Origin of the sequence: Georgenia alba, assembly GCF_042665525.1 — a bacterium.
GTDB lineage: Bacteria > Actinomycetota > Actinomycetes > Actinomycetales > Actinomycetaceae > Allobogoriella > Allobogoriella alba.
In genome coordinates, this window is record NZ_JBHTCQ010000001.1 from 887,240 (window position 1) to 910,547 (window position 23,308).

26 protein-coding genes and 1 tRNA gene are annotated in these 23,308 nt (G+C 71.5%); 15 read left to right on the forward strand and 12 right to left on the reverse strand.

All coding sequences use genetic code 11. From position 1 onward, the window contains the following. Positions 1-62: 62 nt before the first annotated feature. Positions 63-135, forward strand: a tRNA-Arg gene (locus tag ACFQQL_RS04160). Positions 136-288: 153 nt separating this feature from the next. On the opposite strand, the gene ACFQQL_RS04165 is transcribed toward ACFQQL_RS04160, so the two are convergent. Then, on the reverse strand, positions 289-702 hold the full coding sequence (locus ACFQQL_RS04165; RefSeq protein WP_382391544.1) for a tyrosine-type recombinase/integrase: 414 nt from the start codon (positions 700-702) through the stop codon (positions 289-291). Here ACFQQL_RS04165 and ACFQQL_RS04170 point away from each other — a divergent pair. From ACFQQL_RS04170 to ACFQQL_RS04180, 3 genes are read left to right on the forward strand one after another with little or no spacing between them, the layout of a single operon-like run. Next, complete coding sequence (locus ACFQQL_RS04170) at positions 674-1,189, forward strand: hypothetical protein (RefSeq protein ID WP_382391546.1); 516 nt, start codon at positions 674-676, stop codon at positions 1,187-1,189. The genes ACFQQL_RS04165 and ACFQQL_RS04170 overlap by 29 nt on opposite strands. Positions 1,190-1,201: 12 nt before the next feature. Next, a complete protein-coding gene (locus ACFQQL_RS04175) occupies positions 1,202-1,402 on the forward strand; it encodes a hypothetical protein (protein ID WP_382391548.1) in 201 nt (66 codons plus the stop codon). After that, positions 1,389-2,093: a hypothetical protein gene (locus ACFQQL_RS04180; protein ID WP_382391550.1), complete on the forward strand. Its 705-nt coding sequence runs from the start codon at positions 1,389-1,391 to the stop codon at positions 2,091-2,093. Before ACFQQL_RS04175 ends, ACFQQL_RS04180 begins: the two co-directional genes overlap by 14 nt. Positions 2,094-2,106: 13 nt before the next feature. Here the strand turns inward: ACFQQL_RS04180 and ACFQQL_RS04185 are convergent, their stop codons facing one another. Together ACFQQL_RS04185 and ACFQQL_RS04190 are read right to left on the reverse strand one after the other, a co-directional pair. After that, positions 2,107-2,427: an HIRAN domain-containing protein gene (locus tag ACFQQL_RS04185; protein WP_382391552.1), complete on the reverse strand. Its 321-nt coding sequence runs from the start codon at positions 2,425-2,427 to the stop codon at positions 2,107-2,109. A 204-nt stretch (positions 2,428-2,631) separates the two neighbouring features. After that, complete coding sequence (locus tag ACFQQL_RS04190; protein ID WP_382391554.1) at positions 2,632-2,847, reverse strand: hypothetical protein; 216 nt, start codon at positions 2,845-2,847, stop codon at positions 2,632-2,634. Between the two features lie 454 nt (positions 2,848-3,301). Between ACFQQL_RS04190 and ACFQQL_RS04195 the strand changes: the two genes are divergently transcribed. The 3 genes from ACFQQL_RS04195 to ACFQQL_RS04205 all read left to right on the forward strand — a co-directional run bounded on the left by ACFQQL_RS04195 (position 3,302) and on the right by ACFQQL_RS04205 (position 5,585). Next, positions 3,302-3,997: a DUF4352 domain-containing protein gene (locus ACFQQL_RS04195; RefSeq protein WP_382391556.1), complete on the forward strand. Its 696-nt coding sequence runs from the start codon at positions 3,302-3,304 to the stop codon at positions 3,995-3,997. Positions 3,998-4,040: 43 nt separating this feature from the next. Continuing rightward, a complete protein-coding gene (locus ACFQQL_RS04200) occupies positions 4,041-4,499 on the forward strand; it encodes an RrF2 family transcriptional regulator (protein ID WP_382391558.1) in 459 nt (152 codons plus the stop codon). 171 nt (positions 4,500-4,670) lie between these two features. Further along, positions 4,671-5,585, forward strand: a complete 915-nt coding sequence (locus ACFQQL_RS04205) for a sulfite exporter TauE/SafE family protein (protein ID WP_382391560.1) — start codon at positions 4,671-4,673, stop codon at positions 5,583-5,585. A 26-nt stretch (positions 5,586-5,611) separates the two neighbouring features. Here the strand turns inward: ACFQQL_RS04205 and ACFQQL_RS04210 are convergent, their stop codons facing one another. Genes ACFQQL_RS04210 through ACFQQL_RS04225 form a run of 4 tightly spaced genes read right to left on the reverse strand, consistent with a single transcriptional unit; the run spans position 5,612 to position 9,139 of the window. Next, positions 5,612-5,941, reverse strand: coding sequence for a cupin domain-containing protein (locus tag ACFQQL_RS04210; RefSeq protein WP_382391562.1), 330 nt, complete (start codon positions 5,939-5,941; stop codon positions 5,612-5,614). A 44-nt stretch (positions 5,942-5,985) separates the two neighbouring features. Beyond that, positions 5,986-6,891 (reverse strand): carbohydrate ABC transporter permease, encoded by a 906-nt coding sequence (locus ACFQQL_RS04215; protein ID WP_382391564.1) that lies wholly within the window; start codon positions 6,889-6,891, stop codon positions 5,986-5,988. Continuing rightward, positions 6,888-7,805 (reverse strand): carbohydrate ABC transporter permease, encoded by a 918-nt coding sequence (locus ACFQQL_RS04220; protein WP_382391566.1) that lies wholly within the window; start codon positions 7,803-7,805, stop codon positions 6,888-6,890. Before ACFQQL_RS04220 ends, ACFQQL_RS04215 begins: the two co-directional genes overlap by 4 nt. After that, complete coding sequence (locus ACFQQL_RS04225; RefSeq protein ID WP_382391568.1) at positions 7,802-9,139, reverse strand: extracellular solute-binding protein; 1,338 nt, start codon at positions 9,137-9,139, stop codon at positions 7,802-7,804. The genes ACFQQL_RS04220 and ACFQQL_RS04225 overlap by 4 nt, the downstream gene beginning before the upstream one ends. Before the next feature lie 396 nt (positions 9,140-9,535). Here ACFQQL_RS04225 and ACFQQL_RS04230 point away from each other — a divergent pair, with 396 nt between their 5' ends. After that, entirely contained in the window at positions 9,536-11,191 is a 1,656-nt protein-coding gene (locus ACFQQL_RS04230) for a tannase/feruloyl esterase family alpha/beta hydrolase (RefSeq protein ID WP_382391570.1), read from the forward strand. A 17-nt stretch (positions 11,192-11,208) separates the two neighbouring features. On the opposite strand, the gene ACFQQL_RS04235 is transcribed toward ACFQQL_RS04230, so the two are convergent. The 3 genes from ACFQQL_RS04235 to ACFQQL_RS04245 all read right to left on the reverse strand — a co-directional run bounded on the left by ACFQQL_RS04235 (position 11,209) and on the right by ACFQQL_RS04245 (position 14,723). Then, positions 11,209-12,018 (reverse strand): MBL fold metallo-hydrolase, encoded by an 810-nt coding sequence (locus ACFQQL_RS04235; RefSeq protein WP_465253990.1) that lies wholly within the window; start codon positions 12,016-12,018, stop codon positions 11,209-11,211. Positions 12,019-12,022: 4 nt separating this feature from the next. Further along, on the reverse strand, positions 12,023-13,003 hold the full coding sequence (locus ACFQQL_RS04240; protein WP_382391574.1) for a serine protein kinase RIO: 981 nt from the start codon (positions 13,001-13,003) through the stop codon (positions 12,023-12,025). A 1,012-nt stretch (positions 13,004-14,015) separates the two neighbouring features. Then, positions 14,016-14,723, reverse strand: coding sequence for a transaldolase family protein (locus ACFQQL_RS04245; RefSeq protein WP_382391576.1), 708 nt, complete (start codon positions 14,721-14,723; stop codon positions 14,016-14,018). Positions 14,724-14,837: 114 nt separating this feature from the next. Here ACFQQL_RS04245 and ACFQQL_RS04250 point away from each other — a divergent pair, with 114 nt between their 5' ends. The 7 genes from ACFQQL_RS04250 (at position 14,838) to ACFQQL_RS04280 (ending at position 21,133) form a co-directional block, all read left to right on the forward strand. Further along, positions 14,838-15,791 carry a ribokinase gene (locus ACFQQL_RS04250; RefSeq protein ID WP_382391578.1) on the forward strand — a complete coding sequence of 318 codons (954 nt, stop codon included), beginning with the start codon at positions 14,838-14,840 and terminating at the stop codon, positions 15,789-15,791. After that, positions 15,791-16,189, forward strand: coding sequence for a D-ribose pyranase (gene rbsD, locus ACFQQL_RS04255; protein WP_382391580.1), 399 nt, complete (start codon positions 15,791-15,793; stop codon positions 16,187-16,189). The genes ACFQQL_RS04250 and rbsD overlap by 1 nt, the downstream gene beginning before the upstream one ends. Position 16,190: 1 nt before the next feature. Beyond that, positions 16,191-17,030, forward strand: a complete 840-nt coding sequence (locus ACFQQL_RS04260) for a GntR family transcriptional regulator (RefSeq protein ID WP_382391582.1) — start codon at positions 16,191-16,193, stop codon at positions 17,028-17,030. 96 nt (positions 17,031-17,126) lie between these two features. Next, positions 17,127-17,699, forward strand: coding sequence for a glucose-6-phosphate isomerase family protein (locus ACFQQL_RS04265; RefSeq protein WP_382391584.1), 573 nt, complete (start codon positions 17,127-17,129; stop codon positions 17,697-17,699). 1 nt (position 17,700) lies between these two features. Further along, a complete protein-coding gene (xylB, locus tag ACFQQL_RS04270; protein ID WP_382391586.1) occupies positions 17,701-19,206 on the forward strand; it encodes a xylulokinase in 1,506 nt (501 codons plus the stop codon). After that, on the forward strand, positions 19,203-20,207 hold the full coding sequence (locus ACFQQL_RS04275) for an NAD(P)-dependent oxidoreductase (protein WP_382391588.1): 1,005 nt from the start codon (positions 19,203-19,205) through the stop codon (positions 20,205-20,207). The genes xylB and ACFQQL_RS04275 overlap by 4 nt, the downstream gene beginning before the upstream one ends. Further along, positions 20,204-21,133, forward strand: coding sequence for a shikimate dehydrogenase family protein (locus tag ACFQQL_RS04280; protein WP_382391590.1), 930 nt, complete (start codon positions 20,204-20,206; stop codon positions 21,131-21,133). The genes ACFQQL_RS04275 and ACFQQL_RS04280 overlap by 4 nt, the downstream gene beginning before the upstream one ends. Positions 21,134-21,236: 103 nt before the next feature. Here the strand turns inward: ACFQQL_RS04280 and ACFQQL_RS04285 are convergent, their stop codons facing one another. Continuing rightward, on the reverse strand, positions 21,237-22,259 hold the full coding sequence (locus tag ACFQQL_RS04285) for an ABC transporter substrate-binding protein (protein ID WP_382391592.1): 1,023 nt from the start codon (positions 22,257-22,259) through the stop codon (positions 21,237-21,239). 61 nt (positions 22,260-22,320) lie between these two features. Then, positions 22,321-23,247, reverse strand: a complete 927-nt coding sequence (locus tag ACFQQL_RS04290; RefSeq protein ID WP_465254020.1) for an ABC transporter permease — start codon at positions 23,245-23,247, stop codon at positions 22,321-22,323. Positions 23,248-23,308 lie beyond the last annotated feature (61 nt).

Genomic DNA, 23,308 nt, shown 5'->3' on the forward strand with positions numbered 1-23,308 from the left:
GCGCGGGTTGGTCGGCCCTGACCCGGCGCGCTAGAGTCGTCCTCGGCCCAGCTCAGGGTCCTGCGCCCGTAGCTCAATGGATAGAGCATCTGACTACGGATCAGAAGGTTGGGGGTTCGAGTCCCTCCGGGCGCGCACCAGCCAGAGGCCCACACATAGGCCGCTGACCCGCGACACAGACCGAAAGCCCCCAGCCGGACTAGGAACCGGCTGGGGCTTTTCTCATCGCCCTCTCACAAGGGCTCTCACAAACGGCGGCCCTCGCACGGCACCAGCCGCCGGGGTCCGCTAGGAATCGGCCCCGGCTGCTGCTGCCGCCCTGCCCAGCGCCTGCGCTGCCGCCGTGAACTCGGCGGCCCGCGAGTGCGGGAGGTACGTCGAGAGGTGCACCTCCACCGTGTGGCCGAGCAGCGCCGCCGCGTCGGCCGGTGCTACGCCGACCTGGTGGAGCCAGAAGGCGAGCGAGTGCCGCACGCTGTGGAGCGTGATGCTCGGGACGCCAGCAGCCACGCACAGCCGCCGGAACCGGTCCGAGTAGACCTCCGGCCGCATGGGCTCGCCGAGCGCGTCCACGACCACGAGACGATCGCTCTCCAGGCACTCCCGGTACGCCGGACCGGCTGCGAGACGTTCGGCCGCCTGTGCCGCCTTGAGCGAGCGCAGGAGAGCCGCCGTGCCCGGGTGGATCGCCTCGAATGGCACCGTGCGCCGCCGCTGCTCCTCGCCCGACGACCTGGCCGCGTGCGTGGCGCTCCACCCCACCGGCGGCCCGCTCGACCCCGAACCAGCTCGCCGCTACGTGATCGGGATGAACCTCGGCCTCAAGAACGACCGGACGGTGCTCGCGGTCTGCCACGGCGAGCCCGCCCCGCCCGCCCCGGACAGCCCGCCCGGCCGCCCGTCGTCGCCGCGTGTCGTGCTCGACCGCCTGCACGTGCTCGCGGGCCGCCGTGATGCGCCGGTCAGCCTGACGGACGTGGAGGCCGTGGCGTACGAGGCAGCCACCGCCTACCGTGCGCCGATCCGGCTGGACCCGTGGCAGGCCACCCGGTGGTCCCGGGCTCGGGGAACGACCTCGCGCGCACGGGGTCGCGCTACTGGGAGCGGTGAGGGGCGGCGCACCCCGGCGGGAGGCATTCCGGTGGAGAATGTCAGTGGTCGGTTGCACGCTTCACGTAACCACCAGTGAGAGGATGCCACCATGACGCCACGGACGGTCCCCGTGTCCCGCGACGAGTTGGTCGCACGCCGAACGAAGATCCTCGACGGGCTGGGAACGTCGCTGGAAGAGTTCAGCAGGCGCGCTCGCGCCGGTTCGCTCTCGGGCGATGAGTGGTACGCAGCCGAGGATCTTGAGGAGATCGGCTTCTTGCTCGCCGACGGCACGGATGACGACTTCTGACCTGGCAGAGCGGTCCCTCGCGTTCGCTCGCGAGGTTCAGGAACTCCTAGACGCGACCATTCCCGGCGAGCGGACGATCGTCTCTGTCAAGCAAGATGATCGGTACTCGGTGCGCCCGGAGGGTGACTCAGCGAAGACCCGCGTGATTCCGTTGACCGTGAACGGGCAGCACCTCGCGCAGCTGAGCGTGCTGCTGCTTCAGGAACTCGACCGCACGGGCGAGTACCTGAAGACGACGCGGACCGACTTCCGGGTGCTCTCGACCCTCGACCGGACCCCGCTCGTTCGGCACGAGTACCGGGCGGACATGCACACGGACCCCATCGCGCACTGGCAGTTCCACGCCGAGCGGGGCTCGTTCTCCCACCTGCTCTCGATCGCACACGCGGCAGGTCGTGTAGAGAACCCTCACGACCTGTCGAACCTGCACCTGCCGGTCGGCGGGGAACGGTTCCGGCCCTGCCTTGAAGACCTGATCGAGTTCCTGATCCGAGACTGTGGCATCGATCATGTCCACGGCTGGGAGCGTGCTGTTCAGGCTGGCCGCGAGGCGTGGCGGCGTCGGCAGTTCCGAGCGTCTGTGCGAGACCTCCAGTCGGAGGCTGCCGCGACCTTGGCCGATTACGGCTGGAGGGTGGAGCCGCCTCCCGAGGTGCGTCCCGAGCACGTTGAGCCGTACCGGAAGTGGTAGGCGACCGAGAGCGCTAGGCACTGCTGCGCACGAACCGGCGCAGCGGCTCGACCTTGGGCACGTCCACCCAGAGGACGATGGTGCTCGACGTCGTGCTCGAGCCCGTCACGCGGAACGCGTCACCGGGCAGTTGCGCGAGCAGCGGCGCGAGAGACGCCGCGCGGGCCGTCGAGAGGTAGCCGACGCGATGGCCCTTGCCGTAGGCCGCGACGGCGGAGGGGTCCGCCTCGTTGTCTGGCTCGGCGATGAGTAGATGCTCCCGGCCGCCGTACCTGGCGCGCTCGGCGTCGCTGACGGCGTACGCCGAGCCCTTGACCCGGGTGCGGGTGGTCAAGCGCCGACAGGTCCACGACCCGCAGAGCCGCCACGTCCACGCGACGCCTGCGGACCTTGGCGGGGTCGACCCCCACGCGCCGCGGCACGACTCGCTCGACCGTGGCCAAGGGCTCGCGGCGAACAGGTGCGGGACGCGCGGCGGGCTCGGCCAGTGAGCACCCGTCGTATCCGGTCGATTAGTCCCATGGGTCGGGAGCCGCGATTAGAAGAAGACCGCCTTGCCGGGCTCGGCGACGCGAGCCGTGGCTAGGTTCCCGAAGTTCACGGCCACGGGTCCCTCGTCCGTCTTGAGTGTTATGACCTCGCCGCTCTTCATGTAGGCCGCGAGGGTGTCGGCGTCCAGGTCGCTGTGCCCGTCAAGGCGGAGTGACTGCTCCTTGCCGTCCTGGGCAGTCCGAAAATGCAGATTCTTCTTCACGTCTCGCTCTCGCCTTCACTCGGTGGGCGGCCGTCGTCGCCGATGCTGCGGACGGTATCTGCGCCCGCCCCTGTGCGTGGCAGGAATGGACGCCGACCTCTCACGGTCTCTCACAGACCTCTCACAAAGGGCGTCGGACGGCATCGGTTGTGAGAGGACGAGACAGGGTGAGACGCCGTACGATCCGCAGAATCTCGCCAGAGACGGGACGAGACCGGGCCGTTCGACTGCTCTACGGATCAGAAGGTTGGGGGTTCGAGTCCCTCCGGGCGCGCAGCAACCGTCGGGAACCGACGCACCGGTGCGACTTCCCATGGTGGCTTTCCCTCCTCCTGCCGGGTGCGCGAGCCGCACCGCCGGGGTCGAGCCGTCCGGAACCGGCTGCGAGATCCGCCTGTCGTGGCGGTGCGGCGGCTACGCTCTCCGCACATCGATACGCATGCCAGGGGGAGCCATGACCACTTGTCGCCGCCGAGGACAGGGCAGCCGCATCCTGCCGCGCATCGCGGCCACCCCGCTCGCCCTGGTCGCAGCCGCCGCCCTTGCCGCGTGCGATGGCGCCGGCGGGGGTGAGGAGACGACGTCTCCGCCCGGGCCGAGCCCGACCGAGGAGGCCGAGCCCAGCCCGACGGAGGAGGCCGAGCCCAGCCCGACCGAGGAGGCCGAGCCCAGCCCGACCGAGGAGGCCGAGGCGAGCCACGGCATGGGCGAGCCGGTGGAGGCGGGCTTCCTGGAGGTGACGGTCGAGGACGTCGAGACGGGCGTCGGCGACATCGGCGGAACCGCACCTGAAGGGCAGTTCGTGGTCGTCCACGTCACCGTGACGAACGTCATCGACAGGGAGCCGGACGACCTGAGCGGCCAGCTGCACTTCATGGCCGCAGACCAGGCGATCCTCGACGACGGGGGCGCGGTGACGCTCGGCAACGACGACCTGCTCTCCCTCCGCGAGGATGCGGCGGTCTTCTACGATCCGCTGATGCCCACGGACACGGTCGAAGGCGTGGTCATCTTCGACATCCCGGCGGGAAGCACCCCCGAGGCGCTCCTCCTGGGCTTCACACTCCAGGGCGTGCCCGACGACGTGATCCGTCAGATGCCCGACGAGGAGCTGGCGAACTCCTTCACGACGCGCGTGAACCTGTCCTGAGCGGGCTCCCTCCGGAGGCATCCACGCCTGGGAGAATGGCTGTGTGAGGATCTCCGCCAAGGCCGACTACGCCGTCCGCGCCACCGCCGAGCTCGCCGGTGCTGGCCTCGAGCCCCCGATCGCCGCCGAGGCACTGGCGTCCGCCCAGCGCATCCCCCACCGCTTCCTCGAGGGCATCCTGAGCGACCTGCGCCGCGATGGCATCGTCATGAGCCAGCGCGGGCCGCGCGGCGGGTACCGCCTGGCGCGGCCGGCCGAGGAGATCACCGTGGCCGACGTGGTCCGCGCCGTCGACGGTCCGCTGGTCTTCGTGCGGGGGGAGCGCCCGTCACAGCTGGAGTACGCCGGTGCCGCGGCCGGCCTGCCGGAGGTCTGGGTCGCCCTGCGCGCCAACGTACGTGCGGTCCTGGAGACCGTGAGCATCGCCGATCTCCGCGCCGGCACGCTGCCCGAGGTCGTGCGCTCGCTCACCCGCGACGAGGCCGCCTGGACGAACCCCTGACGGGCGCCGCGCCCCCCTTCTGACCCTCGACCAGCCCTGAGCCCATCCAGGACGTGATGGGAATCATCAGGATCTTCCGCGTTTCCCGTTGTCTCCGACCGGACCGACCGGGTATACAGGGTTTGGCTCACCAGCAGCCGGAACGTGCCCGCGCAGAAAGGCAGACGTCCGATGCAGTCCCTCGTCCTCCTCGCCCTGGTCGGCCTCGGGGCCCAGCTCGTCGACGGCAGTCTCGGGATGGCCTACGGCGTCACGTCGACGACGCTGCTGCTCGCCATCGGCACCAACCCCGCCGCCGCCTCTGCGACCGTCCACCTCGCCGAGATCGGCACCACGCTCGCCTCCGGCGTCTCGCACTGGCGGTTCGGCAACGTGGACTGGAAGGTGGTCCGGCGCATCGCGCTGCCCGGCGCGATCGGCGCCTTCGCCGGCGCGACCTTCCTCTCCTGGCTCTCCACCGAGGTCGCCGAGCCGGTGATGTCCGGCATCCTGCTGCTGCTCGGCGCCTACGTCCTGGCCCGCTTCACGTTCAAGGGCCTCAACAGCGAGAACCTCGGCAAGCCGCTGCGCCGCCGTTTCCTCGGGCCGCTCGGCCTCGTCGCCGGCTTCATGGACGCCACCGGCGGCGGCGGGTGGGGACCGGTGGGCACGCCGGCCATCCTGGCCAGCGGCCGACTGGAGCCCCGCAAGGTCATCGGCTCGATCGACACGAGCGAGTTCGTCGTCGCCGTCGCGGCGAGCATCGGCTTCCTCGTGGGCCTGGGCCACGCCGGCATCGACTTCGCGTGGGTCCTGGCCCTGCTGGCCGGCGGCCTCGTCGCCGCGCCGATCGCGGCGTGGCTGGTCCGGCACGTCCCGCCGCGTGTCCTGGGCTCCGTCGTCGGCGGGTTCATCATCCTCACCAACTCGAACACCATCCTGTCGAGCGACTCGGTCGGCCTGACCGGTCCGGCCAGCATGATCGTGTACGTGCTCATCGTGGCGGTCTGGGTCGCCGCGGTCGCCTACGCGATCCGTGAGCACCGCCGTCTCAAGGCACGCACCGCTCCGGCGCACCGTGAGGAGCCCGCCGTCGTCGCCGACTGAACGCGGTGCCGCTCCCGGCTCACGACCTACTCGAGCCACTCCGTGACGAACCGGTCGTTCTCGTGGACGTGCACGCCCTCGTACAGCTCCGCCCCGACTGTGGCGAACTTGTGCGGCACCATCGCCGGAACCACGAGGATCTGCCCACCCACCGCGACGATCTCCTCCTCGCCCACAGTGAACCGTGCGGAGCCGGAGCGGATGATGAACGTCTCCGCGTAGGGATGACGATGCAGCCGCGGCCCGACGCCGTCGGCCTGCACCCGCTCGAAGATCACCGAGATCTGCGAGCCGTACCGGTAGCCCTCGAAGTTGCCGCCCTCGAGCGTGCCCATGTCGATCGCCTGGAGGTCCATGGGCACACCTTCCGCCCACCGTGGCGGCCTGGCAAGGCCTTCGTTCAGCCCTTGATGCCGCCGGTGAGGGCGAACCCGGCGCCGAGGCGTCGGCCCATCAGCAGGTAGAGGACCACCACGGGGAGCGAGTACAGGATCGAGAAGGCCGCGAGCTGACCGTAGGCGACCTGCCCGTACTGGCTGGAGAAGGTGTACAGACTGACCGCCGCGGGCAGCTTGTCGGGGGAGAGCAGCAGCATGAAGGGGACGAAGAAGTTCCCCCACATCGTCACGAACGTGAAGATCGTGACCACCGCCGTGCCGGGCCGCATGAGCGGCAGCACGATCTTGCTCAGCGTCTGGAGCATCGTGGCCCCCTCGGTCCAGGCGCTCTCCTCCAGCTCCAGCGGCACGCCGTCCATGAAGTTCTTCGTCAGGAACATCCCGTACGGCAGGGACGACGTCGCCAGGAACAGCACCGCACCGAACATGGAGTCGATGAGGTTGACCTGCACGAACATCGCGTACACGGGGATCATGACCGCCGTGATCGGCAGGCCCGTGGCAAAGATGACGGTCAGCAGGAACGGACGCTTGGCGCGCGAGGAGTACCGGGAGAGCGGGTAGGCCGCCAACGCCGAGCAGACCACCGTGACGAGCGTGGCGCCACCGCACAGCACCAGCGAGTTCCACATCGGCCGGAACGTCGTCTCGGTGTTGAGGACCGCGCGGAAGTTCTCGGCCGACGGCGGATCGGGCCACCGCACCGCGAGGGTCGCCTGCGGGTCGATCGACGCCAGGACCACCCACAGCAGCGGGACCGAGAAGGCCGCAGCAACCAGCAGCAGGATGAGGTTCGAGGCCGCCTTCGCGGTCCGGTGCCGGGCGCCGCCGGCTCCCCGCCCGTTCCCGGCGCGCCGTGCCGCGTCACCGGCGCTCGTCTGTTCGCGCTCCGCCACCGCGCTGGTCATATCTTCTCCTCCCGGGGCAGGAGCCGGAGGTACACGAGCGAGGCCACCGCGCCGATGAGCAGCAGGAGCAGCGCCACCGCCGTTCCGTAGCCGAGCTGCCCGAAGGAGAACGCCTGCTCGTACATGTACAGCGGCATCGTCTGGCTGGAGGTGCCGGGCCCGCCGCCGGTCATGACGAAGATCAGGCCGAACACGGACAGTGTCTGCAGCGTGATGAGCATGAGGTTGGTCATGATCGTGCGGCGGATGATCGGCACGGTCACGGAGAAGAACCTCCGGACCGGTCCGGCGCCGTCGATCTCCGCGGCCTCCACGACGTCCGGCGATACCTCGGAGAGCGCCGCGGTGTACATGAGCATTGTGAACGCCGTCCCGCGCCAGATGTTCGCGAAGGAGACCGCGAGGATCGGCAGTGCGAACAACCAGTCCTGCGGCGGCAGGCCGAGCGCGCCGAAGATCTGGTTGAGGGAGCCGTCCTCACCGAGGAACGTCGTCCACAGGTACGCCGCGACCACCTCGGGCAGGATCCACGCACCGATGACGATCGCGCCGGTGATCCCGACGACCACCCGCGTCGCGCGCCGCATGAGCAGGGCGAGGATCATCCCGAGGATGTTCTGCCCGATGATCGCCGAGACCACCGTGAAGACCACGGTGAGCACGACCGAGTTCCAGAACTCCGGCGTCTCGAACGCTGTCTGGAAGTTCTCCAGCCCCACCCAGGTGGTCTCGTCGGCGCCCTCGCCGCGCAGCGCCCGGTTCGTGAAGGCCAGGTAGACGCTGTAGAAGATCGGGCCGGCCAGGAAGACGAGCAGCAGCAGGACCGACGGGAGCAGCGGCAGCCCTCGCAGGGCCGTGCGGCGCAGGTCGGGTCCCTGGCGGGTGCTCCCGCCCACGGCGGTGGCGGCGGTCATCGGGCCGCCTCCGAGGTGTTCTCGGGGCCGACGATGTCGACGACCTCGGCGTCGTAGGCGGCGGCCGCCTGCTCGGGGCTGCCTTGGCCGGTCATCACGGTCTCCATGGCCGCCTGGATCGCGGCCGAGACCTGCGGGTAGGGGGCCAGGGCCGGCCGGTACTCGGCCCGCTCGACGAGGTCGGTGAAGAACTCGATCACGGGGGAGTAACCGACGTACTGCTCGTGCTCGGCGACGTCGGCCCGGATCGTCACCTGGTTGTCGGTCACCGCGAGCTGGGCCATGTTGTCCGTGGTCATCATCTCCTGCAGGAAGGACCAGGCGAGGTCCGGCTTCCGCGACAGCCGCGGCACGGCCCACGACCAGCCGCCAGCCAGGGTGACCAGGCCCGGGTCGCTGCCGTCCTGGGTCGGCATGGGCGCGATGTCGAGCACCTCCGACCACTCGGGCCACTCGGCGGCACCGCCCTCCACCCACGAGGAGCTGATCCAGCTCCCGTCGAGATTGACGGCGACCTGCCCGGAGGGCATCCACGTGTTCTGCACCAGCTCGGAGAGGTTCGGGTCGAGCGCCTGGCCCATGCCGGGGGCGAGGTCCTCGCTGTAGATGGTGCGGATGAACTCCAGCGTGTCGACGAATCCCTGGCTGCCGAGCACCCAGGTGCGGGACTCCTCGTCGTACAGCCGGTCGTCCGTACCGTAGAGGAGCATCTCGAAGCCCTGCATGCTCGCCTTCTCACCCTGCGGCTTGCCGGAGTAGACGTTGATCGGGATGACGTCGGGCAGCTCCTGCTTGATGGTGCGCATCGCCTCGAGGATGTCGTCCCAGGTCCGCGGTCTCCATGGCACCTCGAGGCCGGCCTGGGAGAAGAGCTCCTGGTTGTACCAGAGGCCGCGGGTGTCGGTGTGCGTCGGGACCGCGTAGATCTGGCCGTCCTCGGCGGTGACCGCCTCCCGGCCGGCCGGGTAGAAGTGCTCCCACAGCTCCCACTGCTCGATGTACTCGTCGAGCGGGCGCAGGTACCCGGCGGCGACGTCGGAGTGCAGGATGAAGGTGTCCTCGTAGACGAGGTCCGGCGTGGTGCGCGCCGAGGACATCATGAGCTCGTTCTTGGTGAAGTAGTCCTCCTCGGCGGCCACGAGGGGCACCAGCTCGACGCTCACCTCGGGGTGCTCCGCCGTGTAGGTCTCGATCACGCCGGTCAGGTAGTCCCGCATGATCGTCCCGGACCCGAACTGTTGGTACGTGATGCGCAGCGTGTTCGGCCCGCTCCCGCCCTCGGCGCACGCCGCGAGCGGCAGCAGCACGGCCGACCCGCCGACGACCCGGAGCATCGAGCGACGGCTCAGTGCCGCGTCCAACGCTCGGTTCAGCGGCAGGCCTCCACCGGCTCCTGCTCGCGCAGCGTCTGGTCCTCGCCGTCTCGGCGCGTGACCGTGCTTGCGTCGCATGAGACTTCCCTTGGCTCATCGGACGAACGGTGGCCGCAACAGTAAGGCGCGAACCGCCCGAAAGCACAACCGGACACGCGGCACCCACCCGCGTGGGCCGCAGAAAGCGCAGAGGGCAGGAGCTCCGTGGTGGTGCCCTCGGCGTCGTCTGCAGCCGTCGGCACGGGCTCGGGCGCACGTCTGCCGTCGAGCGCCGGCCTTCCGACGACGCAGCGGGGGTGCTAGGTTCCGAGCCGTCGCGGCAGTGCCGCCGCAAGGCTCGTGCGAAGGATCGTCGACATGTCAGGACTGTCCGGGTATCTCTCCCGGCGACTCGCCGTCGTGACGGCGGGCGCCGTCGCGGTGAGCGTCGCGCTGGCGGCCGGGGCCGCGGCAGAGCCGGCGTTGCGCCACCACGGGCCCCCGCACGGGCGGACGGCCCTCACCGCCGAGCGCTGCTCCGAGCTCTCTGCGGTCGAGATCGAGGAACGCGAGATCGGCCTGCCCACGTCGGGCGCCGACATCGAGTCGGCGACCTGGGACGCGCGGGGATTCTGCAGCGTGGTCGGGTGGATCCGGCCCGTCAACGAGGGCTCGCCGTCCATGCAGTTCCAGGTCAACCTGCCCGGCGACTGGAACGAGCGGGCGCTCCAGATGGGGGGCGGCGGCTACGACGGCACCCTGGTCACAGGGCTGGACCCGTACACCGCGCAGCCGGTCGGTGAGGATCCGCCGATCCTGCAGGGCTACGTCACGCTCGGCTCCGACGGAGGCCACCAGGGCGGACCGGGCTTCGACGGGAGGTTCGGTCTGGATGACGAGGCGTTGCTCAACTACGGGCAGCAGTCGGTGAAGAAGACCCACGACGCCGCCATGGAGGTGGTCGAGGCCGCCTACGGTCAGGACCCGGACCACATGTACTTCATCGGCGGCTCCCAGGGCGGGCACGAGGCCCTCGACGCCGCCGCGCGCTACCCGCGCGACTACGACGGCGTGGTCGCGAACTACCCCGCCTACAACGTCGCGATGATGCATATCGGTGCGGTGAACTTCCGCGACGCCCTCTACGGTGACCGCGGCGCGGGCTGGCTCTCGCCCGCGAAGACGGCGCTCATCACCGACGCCGTCTATGCCACGTGCGACGGGCTGGACGGCGCTGACGACGGGATCGTCAGCAACGTCGTCGGGTGCAACGAGGCGTTCGACGTGGAGACGCTACGGTGCCCGGACGGCACGGATGCCGGCGAGACCTGCCTCTCCGACGCGCAGCTCGAGTCCGCGGTCAGGATCACCACGGACCACGACCTGGGGATCGACATCGAGGGCAACAGCATCTTCGCCCGCAGCGCGCTCTTCGAAGGGGCGCTGTACCAGGGGTCGGCCGGCTTCGGCGCAGAGCCCCAGCCGGAGAACCCGATCAGCGGGACCGAGGCGCTGCAGTACATCGTCCTCGACCAGACGGCGAAGTACATCGTCACGCGCGACCCCGAGCTCGAGACGATGACCTTCGACCCGCACAGGTGGACGGAGCGGATCCAGGAGGTCGGTGAGATCCTGGACGTCACGGACGTCAGCCTCAACCGGTTCCGGGCCCACGGCGGCCGGGTGATCCTCACCCACGGCACCGCCGACGACTTCATCACCCCGCACAACACCGTGCAGTACTACGACCGGCAGGTCGCGGAGCTCGGTGAGCGCCGGCTCCACGACTTCCTGCGCTTCTACATGGTTCCCGGCTGGGGGCACGGGCAAGGGCCGTTCACGGCGACGTATGACGGCCTCGGTGCGCTCGAGGCGTGGGTCGAGCGCGGGATCGCGCCAGAGGGCCTGGTGGCGGCGGACGCCAACGAGGACGCCGACCGGACGCGACCGATGTGCGAGTACCCGTCGTGGCCGCGCTACCACGGTCACGGGGACGTCGACGACGCGGCGTCCTACTCCTGCGTCGGCGGCTGAGCGCCGCGGGCCGCGGCTCACGGCAGCGCGATCCGCAGCCCCTCCTCCGCCAGCATGACCTCGCCGTCGAAGACCGCCGCCGCGTCTGCGCGGGAGCGCTCGCGGTCGTTGCCCGGCCAGAAGTGCGTCAGCAGCAGCCGCCGTGCGCCGGCCGCCGCGGCGGCCTGCCCGGCCTGCCGCGCGCTGAGGTGCAGTGACGTCGTCGCGGCGGGTGGCACCCCGCGGCGCTGGTGCCGGTCGCTCGCCTCGACCACGAACAGGTCGGCGTCCCGGCCGAGGTCCGCCAGCGCCGCGTCCGGGCCCGTGTCGCCCGTGTAGGAGACGCACAGCCCGTCGGCGGCCAGCCGCACGCCCGCGTTCGGGACGAAGTGCGGCAGCGCGCGGGAGGTGAGGACGAACGGTCCGACGTCGTAGGGTCCGGCAGGCAGCGGACGGTGCGCGAGCACGCGATCGACGTCATCCGGGTCCTCGTCCTCGAGGGACTTCAGCATCGCGAGCACCCGGGGCGGGGCGTACAACGGGATCGGGGCCGCGTCCCGGCGGCCGAACCACCGCGCCCGGAAGAGGCCGTGCAGATCGAGCATGTGGTCCGGGTGGTGGTGCGTGACCACGACAGCGTCGACGCCGTCCCCGACCGCGGATCCGAGGTGGGCGAGCAGGCGGCTCAGCGTGCCGTACCCGAGGTCCAGCACCACGCGGAAGCCCTCGTGCTCCAGCACGAAGCCGCTGCACGCCCGGCCCGGCTCGGGCCACGCGCCGCAGGAGCCGAGCACGGTCAGGCTGCTGCTCACCCGCCCAGCCTCCCACCGCCGCGGGGAGCTGGACATGTCCTTACCAGGCCTGCGCGAGCAGCTCGGCGAACAGGGCGTCCGGGTCGGCGACCAGGCCGCGCCCGGCGAACCACGTGCACACGGTGCGGCAGTCGCGGAGCAGCACGTCCGCGGCGAACGGGTTGCCCGCCAGGTCCACCACCTGCGGCAGGTCGATGATCACGAGCCGTTCGCCCTGCACGAGCACGTTGTACGGGGAGAGGTCGCCGTGCGCGTACCCGAGGCGGGCCAGCACGGACATTCCCCCGGTGAGCTGCTCCCAGTAGGACTCGAGCAGGTCACGGTCGGGTCGTTCCCGGGTGAGCCGGGGCGCGGCGACGAGCTCACCGTCGGGCTGCTCGGTGCCGATGAACTCCATGAGCAGCTCCGTGCCGTCGATCTGCACCGGGTACGGCACCGCGGCGCCCGCGGACCAGGCGGCGCTCAGCGCCGCGAACTCGGAATCCGCCCACTGGCCGGCGGACACGGCCCGGCCCCAGGTGGACTTTCGGTCCTCGAGCGCGCGCCTGTCGCGCGTCCGGCGGACCGTGCGCCCCTCGGTGTAGGTGGTGTCGCGCTCGAACAGGCGATGGTCGGCGCCGCGGTAGCGCTTCGCGACCAGGAGGCATCGCCGTGCGGACCTACCGTCGAGGAGGCCGTCGGCGGCGGCCGGGTCCGCGTGACCGGCCGCACCGTCCGGCACGGCGCGCTCGAGCAGGTAGGCGTCCGCCTCCTTGCCGGTCTTGAGGATGCCGAGCTCGGTGTCGACCGCGGCGTCCGCTGTGACGAGCCAGTCCGGGATCGGGTCGGGGCCGCGCTGGCCCTTGGTCACCGACCGCCAGGTGGACCAGCGTTGGTCCGGGTCGAGGCCGTTGCCGGCCAGCGCGTCGATCTCGTCCATGCGTTGCTGCTCGGCGGTGTGGCTGCGGGCGCGCCGCGCCGCGACCGTGCGCCGCGCGGCGCGCGGGTCGTCTTCGTGCGGTGATTCGGGAACCTTCGGCATGAGTGTGCTCCACGGGCGGGAGCACTCTGTGCGGCGCGGACTAGCCGGTGCTCCCTGGGTCGAGAAGGGTGTCCGCCGGGCATGCGACAACCACGACGACGGTCATCGGCGGCCCTCCTCTCGATCTCTGCCGCGTCTTCTTGCGCGGCCGGCCGCGGCACGAGCGCGCATTCCTCGCTCTCTCACGACCGGGCACGTCATCAGGCACGGCGCTGGACTCGGCAGGAGCCTGGCAGGTTCCTGCGGTGACGCTCCAACGATTTTCCGCCGGCTGCTGCCAGGGTTCGGCCGGGCGCGCGGATGCCCGGGCCCGGGGCGCACGACGGCTCGCCGGCGAGCGCGGTCACGCGTCGTCGCGCGGACCGCTGCTAACCTCCCGGGTGCAGGTGAAGGCCCCTCGCGAGTATGGGTCGCGAGGGGCCTTCGGTTGACCGGCACCGGTGACGCTGCCGATCGACATCTCAAGGTCTCCTGGTCCCGGCGGCTTCGTCACCCAGCCGCCGTCGGCTGGCGTCGACCCCGAGGGGGCCTGCCCGGCCGATGGACGCCGGTCCCGACCGAGGTCGGATCCGTGTCCGAGACGAGCCCATCGCTTGCGCTCCGGGCTCATCGGGTCGTCCGGCCCCGAAGAGCCGTCCGACCGGGTGACCAGCGAGTTCCGAGGAACTGGTCGGTACAGGACCGGTACACGTCCCGGAGGACTGTCCGTGTCGGCTTACCGACTGGACCCGAAGGTCCCTGCTGATCTGACCAACCAGGACCCTGAGGTCCGGCTGATCGGGGTGACCGACCCGAGGGCCGATCGGGTTGGACCAGCTTCTCTTGAGTTGTCAGCTCCTCCCCGAGGGGAAGTGCGTGAGAGAAGTTCTATGCCCGTTCACGGGTAGGGCGCAAGGGGTTTGAGCAAGATTCACAGGGCCGCCGCGTGTCGTCCACAGGAGTGGTGAGCTCGTCCACATGCGGCGGCCGGTTATGCACCTGGTGTGCACAGGTACCTGTGGAGAGCGCGAGGTCAGTCCCGCGCCGCACGCGGTGCGGATCCGGCCCACGTGCCGGGACCCACGCCCGACGGACTCACAGCCGCCGCGGACTCGAACGCCGCTGCCGCCGCGGTCGTGGCGGCGTCGTCGAGGAGCGACCACAGCAGCTCCGGGGCGGCCGTGAGGAGACCGACGCCAGCCTCCGTGAGGGCGACGGCGTCCTCCGGGCCGCGCAGGCTCGCGGCCAGGACGTTCGTCTCGCTGCCGGCGCAGAGCTTCTGCATGCGGGCGATGTCGTCGAGCGCCGCGTAGCCCTGCGCCCGCATCCGGCCGAGGTACGGAGCGATGTAGCGGGCTCCGACGGCCGCTGCGGCGAGCGCCTGCGCCGGCGTGTACACGGCGGTCAGCAGGACCGGTGCGCCGTCGTGCGCGAGCCGCGACGCGACGACGAACCCGGCCCGGGTCGCCGGCACCTTGACGACCACGCGCTCGCCGAGCTCGAGGATGGCGCGTGCGCGGTGCTCGAGCTGTGCCTCGTCCGCACCCCACGCCTGGAAGAAGATCTCCTCGGCCCCCGCGGCCGCCCATGTCTCGTGCAGGGCGGGGATGTCCTCGACGGTCCGACCGGCCCGGTCGAGGATCGTCGGGTTGGTGGTGACGCCCCGGACGAGCCGGCCGGCGAGCAGCGGTGCGACGGCGTCGACGTCGGCCGAGTCGACGTACAGGCGCGGGGCGGTCATCGTGTGCCTTCGTGGGCTCGGGCGGGCAGCGGCGCCGAGGTGTGCGGCGCGGCCGCTGATATTGTCATGACAGGTTTCGGGCGTCAAAGACGAACGCCCTCGGACGGAGGGGTTGTGGCGGATCACGGACGGCGCGGCGTGCTCATCGTGGGCTCGATCACCGCGGATCTCACCACGTTCTCGACCCGGCTGCCGGAACCCGGTGAGACCTTCCTGGGCGACGCGTTCACGCTCGTGCTCGGCGGGAAGGGAGCGAACCAGGCGATCGCCGCGGGGCGTTCCGGGGCCGAGGCGCGGATGGTCGGGTGCGTGGGCGACGACCTCTTCCGTGACCTGGTGACGGACGGCCTGTCCCGGGCCGGGGTCGACATCACGCACGTGCGCTCCGTGCCGGGGCAGACCGGGATCGCGCACATCCGCGTCGACGCCTCCGGCGAGAACGACATCGTGATGGTGCCGCTCGCCAACGCCGCGCTCGACGAGGCCCAGATCGACGCGGCGTTCGAGCAGTACGCGCCGTCGACCGCCGTGATGCTGACGCAGCTGGAGATCCCGTTCGCGCTCACCATGCACGCCATCCGGCGTGCCCACGAGGCCGGGGTGAGAGTGGTCCTCGACCCGGCGCCTGCGCACGAGCTCGACGACGAGATCTGGCCGCTCGTCGACATCGTGACACCCAACGAGACCGAGGCCGGGCTGCTGACGGGGGTGGCCGTCACCGACCGCGACGCCGCGGTCGAGGCCGGTCGCTGGTTCGTCGCCAAGGGGGTCGGCGCGGCGCTCGTGACGCTCGCCGGCGCGGGCAGCGTCCTCGTCACCGCCGACGGCGTCACGGACCATGCCCCGATCCCGGTCGACGTGGTCGACACAACAGCCGCCGGTGACGCGTTCGCCGGCGTCCTGGCCGCGGGTCTGGCCCAGGGGCTGGGACGCGACGAGGCGATCCGCCGGGCCGGTGCGGCCGGCGCGCTCGCCGTCACCAAGCGGGGCGCCTCCCCGAGCCTGCCGACCGCGACCGAGATCGACGAGCTGCTCGCCGCCCCGGCACCCGAGAGGACTCCCGCCTGATGCGCAAGACCCCCACCACCATCCACCCCCAGCTGAGCCGCATCCTCTCCGAGCTCGGACACACCGACGAGCTGTTCGTGGCCGATGCGGGCCTGCCCATCCCGTCCGGGGTGGAACGCGTCGACCTCGCCTACCGCAAGGGCGCGCCGGCCTTCCTCGACGTGCTCGACGTGATCCTCGACGAGATCGTCGTGGAGGGCGCCGTGATGCCCGCCGAGGTCGCCGAGGCGAGCCCCGAGATGCTGCGTGCGGTCCAGGACCGGCTGGCACCCCTCGAGGTGGTACTCGTGCCCCACGAGCAGTACAAGCGGCGCTCGCACGGTGCCCGCGCCGTCGTGCGCACCGGCGAGTACACCTCGTACGCGAACGTGGCTCTGATCGCCGGCGTGGACTACTGACGTGGTCACCGGCGTGCAGGCCGGCGCCCGCAGACGCATCCGGCGCGCGGCGGTCGTGCCGGGAGCGCTCGGTGACGCGATCGACCGGCGCTCGGCGCAGCCGATGTACGACCAGCTGCGCAAGAGCATCCTGGCGACGATCGAGGACGAGTCCCTGCAGCCCGGTGACCCGCTGCCCGGCGAGCTGCTGATGTGCGAGCTGTACCGGGTCTCGCGCACCGTCGTGCGCCAGGCACTCGGCCAGCTCGAGCACGACGGGGTGATCACCCGGGTCAAGGGCAAGGGCACGTTCGTCGCGCGCGGCAAGACCCCCGAGGCGCTGGCGCACCGGCTGACGGGCCTCTACGAGGAGGTCGCGGCGCGCGGCGGTCATGTCCACAGCGAGGTCCTGCGGTTCGAGCCCGAGTCCGCCTCCACGGAGGTCGCGGAGCGGCTGGGATGCGCCCCCGGTGACCGCGTCGTGGTCCTGGACCGGCTGCGTCACGTCGACGGCGAGCCGTGGTCGTGGTCGACGACGTGGATGCCGTACGCCGTCGGCTCGCTCGTCCTCGGCCTCGACCTCGCCGACCGCTCCCTCTACGGCGCGCTCGAGGAGCGCGGCATCAAGGTGACCAGCGGCGTCCGCGGGGTCGAGGCCGCGATCACGGACGAGCGGGAGGGGCGGCTGCTCGGTATCGGTCCGGGCAAGCCGGCGCTCCGGCTCACCAGCCTGACCCTGGACGCCGCCGACCGTCCGATCGAGTACTTCGTCGCCCTGCACAGGGGCGACCGCAGCCGCTTCGAGTTCACCCTCCGTGCGAGCGAGCCGCACGCGAGGGTCCGCCACGTCGACCCGACCTGACCGTGGCGGCCGGGGAGTGGCACCAACTTGTCATGACAGGTAGTTTCGAGGCGCGACAATGACCGCCGCCACACGAGCCGCCGAGGAGACGCCGCCGTGCCCGCCTTCGCCACCCCCCCGGTCGCCCCGTTCGCGATCTCCTTCGACCACGAGGCGGCACGCCTGGAGCCGGAGGGCCCGACCCTCACGCGCCGGATGAGCGACCTGGAGGGGCTCTTCGCGGACCACGAGGCGTGGCAGGCAGCCGTCGCGGACGGTGACCCGGTCGTCTACCGCGTGCAGTCCTCGCCGGTGCCGGAGGTCGATCGCGAGCTCCCGCAGTCGATCACCACGATCGAGCCGGGCACCACCGGCGGCGAGCTGTGGATGACCAAGGGCCACCAGCACCCCAACCACCAGGGAGAGATCTACCTGGGGCTGCACGGCGCCGGCGGGCTGCTGATGTACGACGGGACCCGGCACGAGTGGATCGACATGGCGCCCGGGACGATCGGGTACATCCCGCCCGGCTGGGCGCACCGGTCGGTCAACACCGGCGACGAGCCGTACTCCTTCCTCGCCGTCTACCCCGGAGGCGCGGGGCACGACTACGGCTGGGTCCTCGAGCACGGGATGGGCGCCCGCGCCTACCGGACGGCCTCGGGCCACGAGCTGCGCCCCTGGAGCTGACGTGCTCATCGCCCACGACCTGGGAACCACCGGGAACAAGGCGTCGCTCCATGACGCGACCGGCCGGATGCTCGAGCACGTCACGGTCGGCTACCCGGTCCACTTCGCCGACGGTGGTGTGGCCGAGCAGGACCCGGGGGACTGGTTCAGCGCTGTCGTCGAGGCGACGCGCGAGCTGCTCCGCACCAGCGGCGTCGACGGGACGAGCATCGGCGGCATGGTGGTGAGCGGGCAGATGATGGGTGCTGTGCTGCTCGACGAGCGGTACGAGCCGGTCCGTCCCGCGATCATCTGGGCGGACACCCGGGCCGGGCGGCAGGCCCGGCAGATCGTCGAGAGGATCGGCGAGCGCACGGCCTACGAGATCCTCGGCCACCGCGTCGACCCGACGTACTCCGTGTCCAAGGTCATGTGGGTGCGCGACCACGAGCCCGAGACCTTCCGAGAGGTCCGGTGGTTCTGCCTGGCGAAGGACTTCGTCGTCCACCGCCTCACCGGCCGCCTCGCGACCGACCCCAGCGACGCCTCGTCGACGAACGCCTACGACCAGCGCACCGGGACGTGGTCCGCCGACATCCTCGACGCCGCCGGGCTCGACGACGCGATCTTCCCGGAGATCGTCGCCTCGACCGAGGTCGTGGGGACCCTGACGGCGGACGCCGCCGCGGCAACCGGCCTGCCGCCGTCGACCCCGGTCGTGATGGGCGGCGGTGACGGGCCGATCGCCGCCGTGGGAGCCGGGGTGGTCGCACCCTCCGACGGCGCATACGTGTGCCTGGGAACCTCGTCGTGGATCTCGTTCGCCGCCGAGGCTCCCGTGCTCGACCCCGAGCTGCGCACCTTCACCTTCGACCACGTGGTCCCCGGCCACTACGTCCCGACCGCGACCATGCAGGCCGCCGGTGCCTCCGTCACCTGGATCAACGAGGTGCTCTCCGCCGAGCCGTCCGCGGCCTCGCTCGAGGCCCTCGTGGCCGCCGCGGACACCGGCGACGCGGCGACCGGCGGGCTGTACTTCCTGCCCTACCTCCTCGGCGAACGGGCGCCGCGGTGGGACGCCCAGGCCCGCGGCGCCTTCGTCGGTCTCGGCCGGCATCACGGCCGCCCCCACCTCGTGCGTGCCGTGCTGGAGGGCGTGGCGTTCAACCTCGCGGTGTGCCTCGAGGCCTTCCGCCAGGGCGGGACCGTCATCGACCGGGTGGACGCCGTCGGCGGCGGCGCCGCGAGCGACGCGTGGCTGCAGATCATGGCGGACGTCTGGGGCGTCCCCGTCGCCCGGCGCACCGTCGTCGAGGAGGCGAACAGCCTCGGCGCGGCGGTCGTGGCCGCCGTCGGGCTCGGGCTGGTGGACGGCTTCGGCGCCGCGCGCGACCTCTCGGAGGTCACCGCCGAGTTCCTTCCCGACGGCGAGCGGCACGAGGCCTACCGTGCCCGGCTCGCGCGGTTCGACGAGGCGTACGACCGCCTCGCGCCGTGGTTCCGGGGCGAGCAGACCCCGCAGTCATGACGACGATCCTCGTGACCTCCCGCTCGTTCGGCGGCGGGCGCGCCGACCTGGTGACCGACCTCGTGGGCCGGGGCCATCACCTCGTGCGCGGCCCGAGCGACCACCAGCTCGACGCCCTCGTCGAGCCGCTGGCCGCGGCGGACGCGTGGATCGCGGGCACGGGTCCGGTCACCGCCGCCCACCTGGACGCCGGCCCCGGGCTGCGGGTCGTGGCCCGCTACGGCGTCGGGTTCGACGCCGTCGACGTCGCCGCGGCGACGTCACGGGGTATCGCCGTGACCAACACGCCGGGCGCCAACACCGAGGCGGTGGCCGACCACGCCGTCGGGCTCATGCTCGCCGCGCTGCGGAAGACGGTCGCCGGGGACCGACGGGTGCGGCAGGGGGAGTGGGACGTCGTCGAGCGAGGCCACGAGCTCGGGGCGCTGACCGTCGGCATCGTGGGCTTCGGCCGCATCGGCCGGGGCGTGGCCGCACGGCTCGGCGGTTTCGGCTCCGTGGTTCTTGCGACCGACCCGATGCTCACCGCGGACGAGCTCGAGGCGGCCGGCGTCAGCGCCGCCTCGTTCGACGAGCTGGCCGCGCGCTGCGACCTGGTGACGCTGCACGCCCCGGGCGGCCGGACCCTCGTCGACGAGCGGTGGCTGGGGAGACTGGCCCGGCCGCCGGTGCTCGTGAACACCGCCCGCGCCGATCTCGTGGACGAGCCCGCGCTGGCGACGGCCCTCCGGGAGGGCCGGGTCGCCGCCTACGCCGCGGACACGCTCTCGGACAGCTCGTCCGCGCGCTCGCCCCTGCTCGACCCTGCGCTCGCGGACCGCGTCACGGTCACGCCGCACGCGGGCGCCCAGACCTGGGAGGCGGTCGACGCCATGGGGCGTGGCGCCGTCGAGAACGTGCTCGCGGTGCTGGCCGGCCGCCGGCCGCCGAACCTCGTGAACACGTGGTCGCCCGACCCGGCCGGCCACCCGCCCGCCCGCGACGAGAGGTCAGGTTCATGACAGGTTCCGCTCAGCCCGCACGAGCGGGGCGGATGGGGTTCGTCGGCGTCTCGACGGCGTCCTCCTCGATCATGCGGATCTTCCCCGTCTGGGCCGAGATCCTCGGCCTCCCGACCTCCACGCTCGACGGCCACGACCTGCCCCTGGACGCGCCGCCGGAGCGCTACCGGGACCTGGTGGCGCAGATCCGCGACGATCCGACGCATCGCGGCGCGCTGGTCACGACGCACAAGATGCGGCTCTACGATGCCGCGAGCGACCTCTTCGACGAGCTCGACGCCTTCGCCACGGCGTGCGGCGAGGTCTCGAGCATCTCCAAGCGCGGCGGCCGGCTGCTCGGGCACGCCAAGGACCCGATCACCGCGGGCCTCGCGCTGGACGAGCTCTGGCCGTCCGACGGGTTCGGCGGCGAGCGGGACGCCGTCGTCCTCGGCGCCGGCGGTGCCGGGCTGGCCCTGACCTGGTGCCTCGCCGAGCGTGACGACCTGCCGCGCCGCATCCGCGTCACCGACACGTCTCGCGAACGTCTGGACCACCTCGCCGCCGTGCACGCCGCACGCGGCACGGACGGCGCGCTGCTGGAGCTCGTGGTCGCGAACCCGGACACGACCGCGGCCGCGCTCGCGGCGGCGCCGCCGGGCAGCCTGGTCGTCAACGCCACCGGCCTGGGCAAGGACCGCCCGGGGAGCCCGGTGCCGGACGGTGTCCCGTTCCCGGAGGGAGCGCGGGTGTGGGAGTTCAACTACCGGGGCTCGCTGGAGCTCCTTGCGCAGGCGCGGGCGCAGCACGAACGGGGCGTCACCGCCGCCGACGGCTGGGGGTACTTCATCCACGGGTGGACCCAGGTGATCGGCGAGGTGTTCGACATCGCCATGACGCCGGAGGTCGTGGCCCGGCTCGCGACGGCGGCCGAACGCTTCCGCTAGACCGCCGCCGCGGCAGTGGGGCCGGCCCCACGACGAGGAAAGCCCCCGGCAGCTCGGCTGCCGGGGGCTTCCCGGGACACGCACCGGACGAGCCGGGAGGGGATCACTCGTAGAGCATCTCCTGGATCTCCGGGTCGTTCAGGTTCTCGGCGTCGTACCAGTACGAGCCGGTGTCGGTGAAGTCCTCGAGCTCCTCGCCGTTCGCGGCCGCGACGGCGGCCTCGACGACGGACCGGCCGATGCCCATCGGGTCCTGGGTGATCGCGCCGGCCATGGCGCCGCTCTCGATCGCACCGATCTGCGCCGCTCCGGAGTCGAATCCGACGACGGTGATGTCGCCGGGCGGGAGCCCGAGCTCCTGCACGGCGTTGACGATGCCGATGGCGGAGCCCTCGTTCGTCCCGTACAGGCCCGCGAGGTCCGGGTGGGCGCTGATCATCGTCTTGGCGATGTCCGCCGACCTCAGGTGGTCGCCGTCGCCGTACTGGATGTCGACGATCTCGATGTCGGGGTAGTTCTCCTCGATCTCGTTGACGAAGCCGTCGCGCCGCTCCACGCCGGTCGAGTTGATCTGGCTGTGCCCGACGATCCCGATCTTGCCCTCGCCGCCGATGATCTCCGCCATGTGCTCGGCGGCGAGCGCGCCCGCGGCGATGCTGTCGGTCGCCGCGAGGTTCTGGCTGTACTCGCTGTTGCACGGGGCGTCGAACTCGACGATCGGGATGCCCGCCTGCTCGGCCTGCTCGTAGAGCGGGACGCAGGCCTCGGGGTCGAGCGCGGCGTAGCCGATCGCGTCCGGCTGGCGGTCGATGGCCGAGCGCAGCATCTGCAGCTGGGCGTCGATCTCGGTCTCCGAGGCCGGGCCCTCGAAGGTGACCTCGACGCCCATCTCCTCGGCCTGCTCCTCGGCACCGGTCTGCACCGCCTGCCAGAACTGGTGCTGGAAGCCCTTCGAGACGAGAGCGATCTGCATGCCGCCACCGTCTCCGCCGCCCCCGTCACCGCCACCGCCGCCGGCGTCGCCGCCTCCGGCGGCCGGGTCCTCGATGGTCTCGCCGGAGCAGGCGACCAGGAGCAGTGCGCTGGCCAGTGCCGCGGTCGCGGCGGTACGTCTGATCAATCTCATGGGAACTCCGTTGTCTCGTGGGATGGTCGGCCGAGTCGCTGTTGTGTGGGACGGATGCGGGTCAGCCCCCTCTCCGGTTACGGAGCGAGTCGGCGAAGACCGCGATCGCGATGACCACGCCGAGCACCACGTTCTGCCACTCGGTCTGGATCGACATGATCCGCAGCCCGTTGATCACCACACCCATGATGAGAGCGCCGATGAGCGTCCCGACGATGGTGCCGCGCCCACCGAGCAGCGACGTGCCGCCGATGATCACCGCCGCGATCGCCTGGAGCTCGTAGCCGACACCGATCTGCGGCTGGGCCGAGGCGAGGCGTGAGGCGACGACGACGCCGGCGATGCCGGTGAAGCTGCCGGCCACGGTGTAGACCAGGACCTTCCAGGCCCTGGTGTTCACGCCCGAGAGCCGGGTCGCCTCCTCGTTCGAGCCGATGGCGACGGTGTACCGGCCGAACAGGGTCTTGCTGAGCAGCAGATGGGCGACCACCGCGAGCACGAACATGATGAGGACGGCGTTCGGCACACCCGGGATGGTGACTCCGAGGGCGATCTGGTTGAACGCCGGGATGCCCGAGAAGTAGATCGGGCGGACGTTGGAGATCACCAGCGAGAGCCCCTGCGCGACCATCATCATCGCGAGCGTCGCGATGAACGGCGGCAGCTTGAGGAACGCCACGTTCAGGCCGTTCACGAGGCCCATGAGTGCGCCGGTCAGGACGCCGGCGATCACGCCGACCGTCAGCGGGAGCCCCCAGTTCACGGCGACGATCCCGGTCATGACCGCGGAGAGCGTCATCCCGGTCCCGACGGAGAGGTCGATGCCGCCGGTCGTGATGACGAACGTGGTCCCGACGGCGAGGATGCCGATGACGGCCGTCGCGAGCATGATGCCCACGATGTTCGACCAGGTGAAGAAGTTGTCGCTGGCGATCGAGAAGAACCCCAGGAGCACGATCAGGGTGCCGAACGCGAGGCCCTGCTGCATCCACCGGCGCAGCGTCCCGTTCGCGCCGCCGGCCCGACCCTTCGCCGAGGGCCGATCTGCC